The organism is Aeromicrobium ginsengisoli (assembly GCF_004134905.2).
In the GTDB taxonomy this organism is placed as follows: Bacteria; Actinomycetota; Actinomycetes; order Propionibacteriales; family Nocardioidaceae; genus Aeromicrobium; species Aeromicrobium ginsengisoli.
Genome location: NZ_SDPQ02000001.1, coordinates 309,676 through 322,021, shown reverse-complemented (window position 1 = coordinate 322,021; position 12,346 = coordinate 309,676). Strand labels below are relative to the sequence as shown.

The following is a 12,346-nucleotide window of genomic DNA, read 5'->3' as shown; positions in this document are numbered from 1 at the left end:
ATGTCCACCCTTGAGATCAAGGACCTCCACGTCTCGGTCAAGACCGAGGAAGGCGACAAGGAGATCCTCAAAGGCGTCAACCTCACGGTCAACTCCGGCGAGGTCCACGCCATCATGGGCCCCAACGGCTCCGGCAAGTCGACGTTGGCCTACTCGATCGCCGGCCACCCCAAGTACGACGTCACGAGCGGCACGGTGACGCTCGACGGCGTCGACATCCTCTCGATGACGGTCGACCAGCGTGCCCGCGCCGGCCTGTTCCTCGCGATGCAGTACCCCGTCGAGGTCCCCGGCGTCTCTGTCGCCAACTTCCTCCGCACGGCCAAGACCGCGATCGACGGCGAGGCACCCAAGCTCCGCACCTGGGTCAAGGACGTCAACGAGGCGCTCGAGCGAGTCACGCTCGACAAGGAGTTCGCGCAGCGCAGCGTCAACGAGGGATTCTCCGGTGGCGAGAAGAAGCGCCACGAGATCGCCCAGCTCGAGCTGCTCAACCCCAAGTTCGCGGTGCTCGACGAGACCGACTCGGGCCTCGACATCGACGCCCTGCGCGTCGTCTCCGACGGCGTCAACCGCTACAGCACCCAGGGTGACCGCGGTGTCCTGCTGATCACGCACTACACGCGCATCCTGCAGTACATCAAGCCCGACTACGTCCACGTGTTCGTCGCGGGACGCCTCGCCGAGAGCGGTGGCCGCGAGCTCGCCGACCAGCTCGAGGCCGAGGGCTACGACAAGTACGTGAAGGCTGCGGCACAGGCATGACCGTCGTCGAGGGCACCCAGACGTACGACGTCGCCAGGATCAGGGAGGACTTCCCGATCCTGGGGCGTCGCCTGGCCGGCGACTTCCCGCTGGTCTACCTCGACAGTGCCAACACCTCGCAGAAACCGGTGCAGGTCATCGACGCGATCGACGACCACTACCGGCAGCACAACGCCAACGTCGCCCGCGCGATGCACCAGCTGGGTGCCGAGGCGAGTGCCGCGTTCGAGCTCGGCCGCGACAAGGTCGCCGCGTTCATCGGCGCACCCAGTCGTGACGAGGTCGTGTTCGCCAAGAACGCCTCCGAGGCGCTCAATCTCGTGGCCCGCGTACTGGGCGACTCCGGTCGCATCGGCCAGGACCACGAGATCGTGATCACCGAGATGGAGCACCACTCCAACATCGTGCCGTGGCAGCAACTGAGCCAGCGCACGGGCGCGAGCCTCCGGTGGTTCGGCGTGACGGACGAAGGTCGCCTCGACCTCGAGGGCATCGACCAGCTCATCACCGAGCAGACCGCGGTCGTGTCGGTCGCGTGGGTGTCCAACATGCTCGGCACGATCAACCCGCTCGAGACGATCATCGCCAAGGCGCACTCGGTCGGCGCCCTCGTCGTGGTCGACGCCTCACAGGCCGTCCCGCAGCTGCCGGTCGACGTCGCCGCGCTGGGTGCCGACTTCGTCGCGTTCACGGGCCACAAGATGGTCGGCCCGACCGGCATCGGTGTCCTCTGGGGTCGCTACGACCTGCTCGCCGAGCTGCCGCCGTTCCTCGGCGGTGGCGAGATGATCGAGACCGTCACGATGGCGCAGTCGACCTACGCTCCGCCGCCGGCACGCTTCGAGGCCGGCACACCGCCGATCGCGCAGTCGGTCGGACTCGGGGCAGCGGTCGACTACCTCTCGGCGATCGGCATGGACAACATCGCCGCCCACGAGCAGGCCATCACGGCATACGCCTTGGGTGCCCTGCAGGAGATCGACGGCCTGACGATCGTCGGGCCCAAGGAAGCCGTCGACCGCGGGGGAGCGATCAGCTTCACGCTCGGCGACATCCACCCGCACGACGTGTCGCAGCTGCTCGACTCGCGCGGCGTCGCCGTACGCGCCGGCCATCACTGCGCCAAGCCGGCCCACCAGCGCTTCGGGGTGCAGTCGACGACCCGCGCGTCGTTCTACCTCTACACGACGACTCAGGAAATTGATGCCCTGGTCGAGGCGTTGCACCATACGAAGAAGTACTTCTCGTGAACGGCACAGCGGAGGTTGAGTCATGACTGATGCCATGAACGTGGATTCGCTCTACCAGGAGATCATCCTGGACCACTACAAGCGACCCCACGGCGCAGGACTGCGCGAGCCCTTCGAGGCCGAGGTCCACCACGTCAACCCGACGTGCGGCGACGAGATCACGCTGCGTGTCCACCTCGACGGCAACACCGTCTCGGACGTGTCCTACGCCGCCCAGGGCTGCTCGATCAGTCAGGCGTCGACCTCGGTGCTCAACGACCTGATCGTCGGCAAGAACGTCGAGGAGGGCATGGCGATCCTCGACGAGTTCAACACGCTCATGCACGGCAAGGGCAAGATCGAGCCCGACGAGGACGTCCTCGAGGACGGCATCGCGTTCGCCGGCGTCGCCCAGTTCCCCGGCCGCATCAAGTGCGCGCTGCTGGGCTGGATGGCCTGGAAGGACGCCGTCTCGCAGGCGCTCGTCACCACATCTTCAGACACTGCAAGCACGGGAGACCCGAAATGACCACCGATCACAGCGATCTGCCCGACGTCGAGCTGACCCCTCAGGGTGGCACGACCAAGGAGGACGTCCTCGAGGCCATGAAGGACGTCGTCGACCCCGAGCTCGGCATCAACGTCGTCGACCTGGGCCTTGTCTACGGCGCGGATGTCGACGAGCACAGCAACACGGTGCTCTCCATGACCCTCACCTCCGCGGCGTGCCCGCTGACCGACGTCATCGAGGACCAGACCCGCGCTGCCCTGGACGGCATCGTCAACGACTTCCGGATCGAATGGGTCTGGATGCCGCCGTGGGGCCCCGACAAGATCACCGACGACGGCCGCGAGATGCTGCGAGCCCTCGGCTTCAACATTGGTTGAGGTCGATTCGCGCTCAGCGCGCGTCGCGCCGAGACCAGATTGAGCGATCGCGGCCAAGCCGCCAGATGACGAAACCCCGTGAGCTGACTCCCCAACGCCAGCTGAAGGCTCAGGGCGCCGACAGCCGGAAGCTCATCGTGCCGGTCATTCCGTCCTTCGGACGGACGACCAGCGTGTAGGTGCCGGTGGACTCCGGCGTCATGGAGCTATACGTGATCGTGGGGCCGACCTGCGTGCGCAGCAAGGTGCTGCCGAACGGCGTCTCGACCACCAGATCCGCACCGGACGGCGTGTCCAGACCCGGGAACGTCCCGTTCTGGGCGAGGGCCAGCGCGACACCCGCATTGGCGCTGAACGTGTACACGGCCGGAGCGCCCGCACGCGCCAGACTGACCCGCTTCGTCGTCACATCGACCGTGATCGGTACGGCACGCGTCTTGGACACGGTGAGATCGGCTGACATCGTCGTGGCCGCCGCCGGCTCCAGCTCGAAGCGGTAGGAGCCGTCCGCGGGGATCTTCCACGTCTCAAACGGATCTGCCTGGTACCTCTCGCCGGCACCGACGCGCCAGACGGACTGTCCTGTGGACGCGTTGACGAGGCGGACCTGTCGAGTGCTCCAGCGCACGCGATTGGCGAGGGCGTACGACACGTAGTCGTCCTTGCCGGCTGTGAACTCGGCCCACATCTCGCGCCCGGCGTTCTGCCCGGTCGTCATGGTCACCGGAGACCCGTCGAGCACTGCGGTCTTGCGCGCGGGCGTGGTGACGTCCAGGTGCAGTGGTGCCGCACCCGTCCCGCTGGACGGTCCCTGCACCACGAGGTTCACGACACCGGTCTTGGCGGCGACGAGCGCCTCACGCTCCGTCATGTAGAGCTCGGCATCGCCGGCTGCCCCGGAGACGTTGAGGTGGTAGCGGGACTCGTCGCTGCTGCTGATTGCGACTGCCAGGCGGTCACCCTTGGTGACCGGGACCGTGAACGCCTCTACCGCGCCGGGCCGGTCGATGGCCACGTTCGAGGTCGGACTGTTGGGATTCAACGGTTGGGGCACTGCTCGCAGGACCGACAGGTCGAATGTCATCGTGTAGGCCGAGGTGGGCGACCAGACCAGCCGATATTCACCGTTCAGGGGCACCTGCCAGATCGTGGTGTAGTCAGTCCGGCCATCGACGGGAGAGACGCCCTGGCCCGAGGCCACGTTGACGAGACGGACCTGGTCGAACACAGGACGACCTGGGTTCGTCGGCCCGTACGTGGCGTTCGCGGTGTGGAGCGAGATGACGTCGCCGGCATCGGCGGCGACGGTGCCTTCGACCACCCGCCCCGCGTGCACGGTCGAGACGTGCACCGGATCGCCGTTCAGCTCTGGCGCGATGGCGAGCGGAGTGGAGATGTCGAGGCGGAATGTCGGCGTTGTCAGGCCCTTGCCACGCAGGAGGAGCACATACGTGCCGGTCTCCCACACCTTCAGATCGTTGAGGCCCTGGGCACCCATCACGGAGCCGTAGGGGGCGTCTCCCGCGCCGCGGATCTCGACCAGGTACGCCGCGTTGTCATCCACGCCGTCGTATGTCACGCCCAGAGTCACCGTCTGACCTTCCGTGAGGTCGACGGCGTAGGCCTCGATGTCACCCGGTCGGTCGATCGATGCCTCGATCGTGGGCCCGTTGACGGTGGCCACAGCGGGACGTGACGCCGACACGGACAGGTCGCCGGCCATGGCGTCGGCCGCGTAGGGCTCGAGCTCAAGGCGGTAGTCGCTGTCGGCCGGGATCTTCCACATACCGAATTGAACGTCGCGCTCGACGATCTCGACCTCCTCGCCCGTGGCGACGTCCACCAGCCTCATCGCGTGCTGGTTCCATTGCACCGGGTTGCCGATGACGGACGACAGGTACTCACCGTTGTCCGCGGCAAAGGTGACACGAAGCTCGCGGCCGGGCAGGGGCGTGGCCGTCAGGGCCTGAGGTGCGCCGTTGACCGCGGCGGCGTGCGTCAGCGGAGTCGTCACCACGAGCCGGGTACTGCCAGCCCCGCCACCAGCGGCACTCAGCAGCACGGTGAACGTCCCGGAGCGTGGCGCGACGAACGACCACCGCGTGTTCATCGAGACGTTCCCGAGGGTCGCCAACGGGATGTCGACCCCGTCGGGATCCTGCACGGAGACCGTCGGCTGGGACATCCCGGCGATGTCAGCTGTCGCGAGTGCCACCTTCTCGCCCTCGTTGACGCTGAACGTGGCCCTCGCGACCGGGTCGGACGTCGTGACTGCCAGGGACGTGCCGGTGCCGTTCACCGTGACCACGGGGTCCACCGGCTCCGGCTTGTCAGAGACGGTGACCGTCACGGGAGTCGAGGTCGCCGCTGAGTAACGATCGGTCTGGGGCTTCACCGCGCGGAACTCGGACGTACCGAGTGGTGGCGTGAGGGCGGCCGCGGCTGTGCCGCCGGAGGTCAGGTTGAGAGTCTTGCTGATTGCCCACGCTTCGCCGGGTCTCCGGGTCTGGAGCTGCACGGTCTCGCCTGGTGTGTACGCGGAGGCCGGCGACTGAATGGTGAAGTCGACCGTTGCCCCCTCGGAGACTGCGGTGGATCCAGCCGTGAGGACGACGCTGCTGGTGATCCTGACCGACACGACCTTGACTGTCGTGGAGACTGCCTGAGTGAACTTCGTGGTGCGAGGCTTGAGGACCCGGTAATAGCCGGTGCCAAGTGCGGGTTTGACGCTCAGCGCGGTCCGGCCGTCGCTGCCCAGGGTGCGATAGGCGATGCCGCGCCAGGTGCCGCTGACCTTCCGCTGGAAGAGGACCTTGTCGGTGCTCGCGAACCGGCCACGGGGTGCCGCCGCCCGCAAGCTGACGCTCGAACCGACTGTGACCTTGGCCGCGGAAGCGGACAGCGAGACCGAGCTCGTTGTCGCTGCCTCCGCATGTGGGGCTTGAGCCACCGCAAGCACGACGGCCACTGCCGCCACGACAGCAGTGATGCCACGAGGTCTCACTGCTGCTCCTCGCCTGGGCGGACAATTGTGCCAGCCTATCGCGATGACGCGGCGGTCGTGGGTGCTTTGGCGATGCCCGCCTCGGCCTGTGGTCGGGGGCACACTCGTACAGTCTCGAGAACTCTCACTCAGCCCGTAGACTGGTGAGGTGAGTTTTCATCAGCGGGAATGAGTTCGGCGTACCAACGCCGCCTTTTCGCACACCCTGATCTGAAAGTCACCCCCATGCTCACCGTCTCCAATGTGGAGCTGCGCTTCGGCGCGCGCGTCCTGATGTCTGACGTCTCCTTCCGCGTCGACAAGGGCGACAAGATCGGCCTCGTCGGCCGCAACGGCGCCGGCAAGACGACCCTGACGCGCATGCTGTCCGGCGACGGCCAGCCCGCCGAGGGATCCATCACCTCGACCGGCAAGATCGGCTACCTCCCGCAGGATCCCAAGTCCGGTGACCTCGCGACGACCGCGCGCGACCGCATCCTCGGTGCGCGTGGGCTCGACGAGGCGCTCACGGCGATGCGCAAGGCCGAGATCGACATGGGCTCACCGGACCCGGCGATCGCCGAGAAGGCGATGAAGGCCTACACCCGCGCCGACACGGTGTTCGGCGCCGGCGGCGGGTATGCGGCCGAGTCAGAGGCGGCGACGATCGCCCACGCGCTGGGGCTGCCCGACCGGGTGCTGGAGCAGCCGCTGTCGACGCTGTCCGGTGGTCAGCGCCGCCGCATCGAGCTCGCGCGCATCTTGTTCTCCGACGCCGAGACGCTGCTGCTCGACGAGCCGACCAACCACCTCGACGCCGACTCGGTCGTCTGGCTGCGCGGGTTCCTCAAGAACTTCGGCGGCGGGCTGGTGATCATCAGCCACGATGTCGAGCTGATCGAGGAGACCGTCAACAAGGTCCTCTACCTCGACGCCAACCGCGCGACGATCGACATCTACAACATGGGCTGGAAGTCGTACGTCAAGCAGCGCGAGGCCGACGAGCACCGTCGCAAGCGTGAGCGCGCCATCGCGGTCAAGAAGGCCGACCAGCTGACCAGCCAAGCCAACAAGTTCCGCGCCAAGGCCTCCAAGGCCGCCACGGCTCAGCAGATGCTGCGGCGTGCCGAGCAGCTCGTTGCCGGGCTCGAGGGCGAGCGAGTGCAGGACAAGGTCGCCAACATCAAGTTCCCCAAGCCGGCGCCCTGCGGCAAGACCCCGCTGATGGCCGAAGGACTCTCCAAGTCGTACGGCTCGCTGGAGATCTTCACCGACGTCGATCTCGCGATCGACAAGGGCAGTCGCGTCGTCGTGCTGGGCCTCAACGGCGCCGGCAAGACCACGCTGCTCCGCATGCTGGCCGGCACGCTGACCCCGGACACCGGCGAGATCATCCCGGGACATGGCCTCAAGATCGGCTACTTCGCGCAGGAGCACGAGACCCTCGACACCTCGCGCACCGTGCTGGAGAACATGCAGGCCCAGGCTCCGCAGCTGACCGACACCGAGGCGCGCAGCGTGCTCGGCTCGTTCCTGTTCAGCGGCGACGACACCTCCAAGCCCGCCGGCGTGCTGTCAGGCGGCGAGAAGACCCGTCTGGCCCTCGCAAGCCTCATCGTGTCCAGTGCCAACGTGCTGCTGCTCGACGAACCGACCAACAACCTCGACCCCGCGTCGCGCGAAGAGGTCCTGCGGGCCATTCGTACGTATGAGGGTGCGATCGTGCTCGTCTCGCACGACGAGGGCGCGGTCCTGGCACTCGAGCCCGATCGCGTGCTGCTGCTGCCCGACGGCGACGAGGACCACTGGTCCGAGGACTACGCCGACCTCGTCACGCTGGCCTAGCGGTCGCTCGACGCACGCCGGAAGAGCTGCAGCGAGCCCAAGGCAACGAAGCCTGCTGACAGGAGTGCGCGCAGGCTCGCGGCGTTGCCCGGGGCAGCGGCCGCGACGACCAGCTCACCCTCGGGGACGAGCCTCAGCGCGTCCTCGATCAGTGCCGTTCCTTCGCCGCCGCGGTGCTCCGGGTCGAGCTCGAAGCTGATCTCGGGCAGCCCGGCCAGGCCGCGGGCCAGCACGACGACCGTCGACCGTTGTTGGTCCTCGAACCCGAAGACCTGCACGTCATCACGGTTGCTGGCTGCGAAGTGCACCCGAGGATGTGTCGCGAGGTCGGGCCGGGCCACCAGTCCGTGACCTGTGGGCCCCGCGCCCCTGCCGACCAGCAGGACGTCCAGGCTGTCGATCCAGCCATCAGGCCCGGCCAGCTCGGCGATGAGCCGGGGGTCGTGTGCTCCGCCGAAACCGTCTGCGCCCAGGTCGGCCAGGGTCTCATCGGTCGTCTTCGCGTCGACCGCGAAGACGGCATGGCCCGTGAACGCGACGACAGCCTCGAGCCCGGGCTTCCACGGGGTGACCCGGTGGTACTCTCCGTCAACAGGGAGGAAGCGACCTTCTGCGGCGTCCTTGATGATCCCGGCCAGCGGGTGGCTCATCGCGGGGGACTGCTGTCCGCGAATCCGTCGATGCGCGTGGGGTTGCGGCGCTCCTTGGCCTCCGACCTGGCGAACCAGAAGTAGCCGACGACGGCGAGCAGGGCGAAGAACCACCACTGCAGGGCGTAGAAGAAGTGCGGACCCTGACCGCGCTCGGGCTCCGGCTCGGCGGCGAGCTTTTTGGCCGCCGCGGGGTCCTCGGAGCGCAGGTTGAGGTAACCACCCAGCAGCTTGTAGGGCACGGAGTCCGCGAAGCCGATGCTCGAGATCGCCCTGATCTGGCCGGCGACAGGGCGTACGGCATCGTTGCCGGCGCCGTTGTTCTGGCGCAGCCACCCGGTGATCGTCACCTCGCCCGACGGGGGATCGGGCACGACGGGACGGGTCACGGTGTTCTGGGTCTCCTGCCAGCCGCGGTCGACCAGCACCGCATCGCCGGACGACAGCACGAACGGCGTGACGACGTCGACGCCGGGGGCACCGTCGCGCGTGGAGAACTTGACGGTCACCTGGTGCTCCACGTCATACGTGCCCGTGGCTCGTACGCGGGTGTACTCGCTCTGGTCATCGACCTCGCCACCGGGCTTGAGCACCTGGGTCAGGTCGACGGGGTCGGCCTTCAGGTGGGCCGTGATGATCTTGTTCTGCTCAAGACGATGCTCGAGTCGATGGATCTGCCAGAAGCCCAAACGGGTGCAGACGGCGGCGAGCACGATGACGAAGACCGCGAATCCGATCCACCGCATGCTCAGCAGGAAGCGGTACACGTGTCGACGGTAGTTGTGCGGGCCAACGTCTCGTCCCCCGGGTGGCGTGCGGCCGCCTAGGATGGTGTCCATGCAGCTCATCGACACGCACGGCAGAGTCGCCACCGACCTGCGCGTGTCGCTGACCGATCGCTGCAACCTCAGGTGTCAGTACTGCATGCCGGCCGAAGGCCTCGACTGGATGCCGAGCGAGGACACGCTGACGGACGCCGAGCTGATGCGCCTGATCGGCATCGGGGTCGAGATCCTCGGTGTCCGCGACGTACGTTTCACCGGGGGAGAACCGCTGCTTCGCCGAAGCCTGCCGGAGCTCGTCGCCGCGACCAAGGCGCTGCCGTCCAAGCCCCGCACGGCCATGACGTCGAACGGCCTCGGCCTCAAGCACACCGCCAAGGCGCTGGCCGCCGCAGGCCTCGACCGCGTCAACATCAGCCTCGACACGACGGACCCGGCGACCTTCGAGCAGATCACCCGTCGCAACCGGCTCCACGACGTCGTCGACGGCCTCGCTGCGGCTCGCGAAGCCGGTCTCGCGCCGGTCAAGGTCAACGCCGTGCTGCTGCGCGGCATCAACGACGCCGAGGCGCCGGATCTGTTGCGCTGGTGCATGAAGCACGACTACGAGCTGCGCTTCATCGAGCAGATGCCGCTCGACGCCCAGCACGGCTGGAACCGCGAGGCGATGATCACTGCCGACGAGACGTTGACGCTGCTCGGCGAGCACTTCCGGCTGACCGGGCTCGACGGTCGCGGCTCGGCGCCGGCCGAGAAGTTCCTGGTCGACGACGGACCGCACACCGTGGGCATCATCGGCTCGGTCACCCGGCCGTTCTGCGGCGACTGCAATCGCGTACGCCTGACAGCCGACGGGCAGATCCTCAACTGCCTGTTCGCGCGCGAGGAGTCCGACCTGCGGACAGCGCTGCGCACGGGCGCTTCCGACGAGGAGATCGCGCGTCGCTGGGCCGCCGCGATGATGACCAAGCTGCCGGGTCACGGCATCGACGACCCGACCTTCCTGCAGTCGTCGCGGCCGATGTCGTCGATCGGCGGCTAGACCGGCTGCGTCTCTTTCCAGAAGCCACGGGCCGACAGGAATGAGCGCAGCGACTCCTCGTGCTCGTCGCAGGCGAGCCAGATCTTGCGCCGGTCAGGCGTGTGGATCTTGGGGTTGTTCCACAGCAGCTGGTGCTGCGCCTCGACGGTGCAGCCCTTGGCCGAGCAGGTCAGGACGTCACTCACGGTCGAGCGGGGGAGCCGCGGGTGGTTCGATCTGGCCCTTGGCCTCCGGGCCGAACGGCGACGGTCCTGAGCCCTTCTTGCGCACGCCGGAGTTGGCCAGGACCACTGAGGTGTAGGGCAGGAACACCGCGCCGACGAACAGGATCCAGCCGAGACGGGACCACGGCGACGGCACGGCCGTCAGGACGATGACCCCACCGATGAAGCAGACGGTCCGGATGCCCATCGAGATCGCGTAGCGTCGCTCGCGCCGACCTCGGTCGGCACTTTGCGACTCGGCCGCAGTCGTGATCGAGAAGACCTGCTGCTTCCGCGGTTCTGTGGGCACACCTCCACTCTACGTCGCACAGGCGCGTCCGCCGGATGGAGTCCGGGGTCGTACGCTCGGGGCATGACTGATCGCACATACCGCGTGACCGAGATCGTCGGCACCTCTTCCGACGGCATCACCGAGGCCGTCGACAACGGCATCAAGCGAGCCGGCAAGACCCTGCGCCACCTCGACTGGTTCGAGGTCACCGACATCCGCGGACAGGTCACCGACACCGAGGTCTCGCACTACCAGGTGACGATGAAGCTCGGCTTCCGCCTCGAGGACGATGAGTAAACCGAGCGAGCTCTGCGAGCGAGCGTGAACTCAGGTTGAGCGATCACGCCGAAGGCGTCAGGTGACGAAACCTCGTACGCCGACGCCGCAGCGCAACCTCTAATCCGTCGACCCGAACCTGCGCAGACCGGCAGCGGCGGCTGACAGCACGACCACGAGGCCGCCGTACACGTACGTGGTGGTGGCCAGGCCGATGTGCGGCGCCGCGATGCCGGCAGCAACTGCGGGGATGCCGAACGCCAGGTAGCTCACGACGAACACGGCGGCGAACAGCTCGCCCCGCTCGTGAGGGCCGACGACCGGCGTGATCGACCGCATGATGCCGAGGAACGCCGTGCCGAAGCCTGCACCGCCGATGACGGCCGCAGCGAGGAACCCCCACAGGGATCCGGCGGCGAGGGCGACCAGCGACAGGACGGTACCGAGCGCGAGCGCCGACGTGCCGAAGATCGTGATGCTTCGCGACGGCGCTCGGCGAGCGACGTAGCAGGCTATGGCGCCGACACCGGTCAGCACCGTGACGACGAGCCCTTGCTCGATGTGGTCCGTCCCGCCGAGCTCGCGAGCTGCGATGGGTGCGCCGAGCGAGAGGTAGAGCCCACCGGTGGCCCAGCCGGCGACCAGCGCCGGGGTGCTGCGGAGGAAGGCCGGACGAGCGGCGACCGGGACGCCGACCCGGGGGCGCAGCGAGTGCAGCAGTCCTTCACGACGCGGCGAGGTCTCCGGCAGCAGCCACACGATCGCCGCGAGCAGGACGTACACGGCCGTCAGGGTTCCGAACACCGCGACCAGCGGCTGCGACGACTGGTCGAGGACGATGCCGCCGAACAGGGCACCGAGCGCCAGACCCGCGAGCGGGCTCACACTGTTGAACGTCGCCGCCGCACCGGGCCGGTGTTCGGGCTCCAGGTCGACGACCGCCGCGCTCAGCGACGACATCAGCAGGCCGCTGGCCGCACCCTGGGCCGTGCGCGCAAGGAACAGCGCCCCGACTGAGTCCGCGTGCCAGAACACGACCATGCTGAGGGCCAGCACCGCGAACCCCACCGAGATCATCGGGCGGCGGCCGATGTGGTCCGAGAGCGAGCCGGTCACGAGCAGCGTCACGAGGAGCGCGATCGCGTAGACCGCGAAAATGCCAGTCAGCGTGGCCGACGAGAAGCCGAGCTCCTGCTGGAGGACGGGGTAGAACGGCGACGGCGCGCTCGCGCCGATCATCATCGCGACGAAGGCGAACAGGCCCAGAGCGAAAGCGGCGCTGCTGCGGCGTACGAGCTGAGGGGCATCAAGCGTGACGGTCATGAATTCCTCTGGAGCAATTTGGTTCGAAAAGATTGGAACCATCACGTTACGCCGGTCGTCACAACTGT

General features: G+C 67.7%; 13 protein-coding genes. 7 read left to right on the top strand and 6 right to left on the bottom strand.

Annotated features, from left to right (window positions below; genetic code table 11):
- Genes sufC through ESP70_RS01720 form a run of 4 tightly spaced genes read left to right on the top strand, consistent with a single transcriptional unit; the run spans position 1 to position 2,882 of the window.
- The gene (gene sufC / locus ESP70_RS01735) at positions 1–765 is read left to right on the top strand and encodes a Fe-S cluster assembly ATPase SufC (RefSeq protein WP_149687654.1); all 765 of its coding nucleotides are present in this window, start codon (positions 1–3) and stop codon (positions 763–765) included.
- Entirely contained in the window at positions 762–2,015 is a 1,254-nt protein-coding gene (locus ESP70_RS01730; RefSeq protein WP_149687653.1) for a cysteine desulfurase, read from the top strand. Before sufC ends, ESP70_RS01730 begins: the two co-directional genes overlap by 4 nt.
- A gap of 34 nt (positions 2,016–2,049) precedes the next feature.
- Positions 2,050–2,523 (top strand): Fe-S cluster assembly sulfur transfer protein SufU, encoded by a 474-nt coding sequence (gene sufU, locus ESP70_RS01725; protein WP_149688528.1) that lies wholly within the window; start codon positions 2,050–2,052, stop codon positions 2,521–2,523.
- Positions 2,520–2,882, top strand: coding sequence for a metal-sulfur cluster assembly factor (locus tag ESP70_RS01720; RefSeq protein WP_149687652.1), 363 nt, complete (start codon positions 2,520–2,522; stop codon positions 2,880–2,882). The genes sufU and ESP70_RS01720 overlap by 4 nt, the downstream gene beginning before the upstream one ends.
- Before the next feature lie 109 nt (positions 2,883–2,991).
- Here the strand turns inward: ESP70_RS01720 and ESP70_RS01715 are convergent, their stop codons facing one another.
- Positions 2,992–5,886, bottom strand: coding sequence for a hypothetical protein (locus tag ESP70_RS01715; RefSeq protein ID WP_149687651.1), 2,895 nt, complete (start codon positions 5,884–5,886; stop codon positions 2,992–2,994).
- A gap of 225 nt (positions 5,887–6,111) precedes the next feature.
- Here ESP70_RS01715 and ESP70_RS01710 point away from each other — a divergent pair, with 225 nt between their 5' ends.
- Complete coding sequence (locus tag ESP70_RS01710; protein ID WP_149687650.1) at positions 6,112–7,710, top strand: ABC-F family ATP-binding cassette domain-containing protein; 1,599 nt, start codon at positions 6,112–6,114, stop codon at positions 7,708–7,710.
- Here the strand turns inward: ESP70_RS01710 and ESP70_RS01705 are convergent.
- Entirely contained in the window at positions 7,707–8,360 is a 654-nt protein-coding gene (locus ESP70_RS01705; protein ID WP_149687649.1) for an N-acetyltransferase, read from the bottom strand. The genes ESP70_RS01710 and ESP70_RS01705 overlap by 4 nt on opposite strands.
- Entirely contained in the window at positions 8,357–9,127 is a 771-nt protein-coding gene (locus ESP70_RS01700) for an SURF1 family cytochrome oxidase biogenesis protein (protein ID WP_188110435.1), read from the bottom strand. The genes ESP70_RS01705 and ESP70_RS01700 overlap by 4 nt, the downstream gene beginning before the upstream one ends.
- Positions 9,128–9,197: 70 nt before the next feature.
- On the opposite strand from ESP70_RS01700, the gene moaA reads away from it, so the two are divergent.
- On the top strand, positions 9,198–10,184 hold the full coding sequence (moaA, locus tag ESP70_RS01695; RefSeq protein WP_149687647.1) for a GTP 3',8-cyclase MoaA: 987 nt from the start codon (positions 9,198–9,200) through the stop codon (positions 10,182–10,184).
- Here moaA and ESP70_RS01690 read toward each other — a convergent pair.
- Together ESP70_RS01690 and ESP70_RS01685 are read right to left on the bottom strand one after the other, a co-directional pair.
- Complete coding sequence (locus tag ESP70_RS01690) at positions 10,181–10,369, bottom strand: acetone carboxylase (protein ID WP_149687646.1); 189 nt, start codon at positions 10,367–10,369, stop codon at positions 10,181–10,183. The genes moaA and ESP70_RS01690 overlap by 4 nt on opposite strands.
- Entirely contained in the window at positions 10,362–10,697 is a 336-nt protein-coding gene (locus ESP70_RS01685; protein ID WP_149687645.1) for a DUF3099 domain-containing protein, read from the bottom strand. The genes ESP70_RS01690 and ESP70_RS01685 overlap by 8 nt, the downstream gene beginning before the upstream one ends.
- A 63-nt stretch (positions 10,698–10,760) precedes the next feature.
- Here ESP70_RS01685 and ESP70_RS01680 point away from each other — a divergent pair, with 63 nt between their 5' ends.
- Positions 10,761–10,976, top strand: coding sequence for a dodecin (locus ESP70_RS01680; protein WP_149687644.1), 216 nt, complete (start codon positions 10,761–10,763; stop codon positions 10,974–10,976).
- Positions 10,977–11,075: 99 nt separating this feature from the next.
- Here the strand turns inward: ESP70_RS01680 and ESP70_RS01675 are convergent, their stop codons facing one another.
- On the bottom strand, positions 11,076–12,278 hold the full coding sequence (locus ESP70_RS01675) for an MFS transporter (RefSeq protein WP_149687643.1): 1,203 nt from the start codon (positions 12,276–12,278) through the stop codon (positions 11,076–11,078).
- Positions 12,279–12,346: the final 68 nt, after the last annotated feature.

Coding starts and splice junctions, on each gene's coding strand:
- sufU (WP_149688528.1), top strand. CDS start 2,050: ATGAACGTGGATTCGCTCTACCAGGAGATCATCCTGGACCACTACAAG.
- ESP70_RS01675 (WP_149687643.1), bottom strand. CDS start 12,278: ATGACCGTCACGCTTGATGCCCCTCAGCTCGTACGCCGCAGCAGCGCC.
- ESP70_RS01720 (WP_149687652.1), top strand. CDS start 2,520: ATGACCACCGATCACAGCGATCTGCCCGACGTCGAGCTGACCCCTCAG.
- moaA (WP_149687647.1), top strand. CDS start 9,198: ATGCAGCTCATCGACACGCACGGCAGAGTCGCCACCGACCTGCGCGTG.
- ESP70_RS01730 (WP_149687653.1), top strand. CDS start 762: ATGACCGTCGTCGAGGGCACCCAGACGTACGACGTCGCCAGGATCAGG.
- sufC (WP_149687654.1), top strand. CDS start 1: ATGTCCACCCTTGAGATCAAGGACCTCCACGTCTCGGTCAAGACCGAG.
- ESP70_RS01680 (WP_149687644.1), top strand. CDS start 10,761: ATGACTGATCGCACATACCGCGTGACCGAGATCGTCGGCACCTCTTCC.
- ESP70_RS01710 (WP_149687650.1), top strand. CDS start 6,112: ATGCTCACCGTCTCCAATGTGGAGCTGCGCTTCGGCGCGCGCGTCCTG.
- ESP70_RS01705 (WP_149687649.1), bottom strand. CDS start 8,360: ATGAGCCACCCGCTGGCCGGGATCATCAAGGACGCCGCAGAAGGTCGC.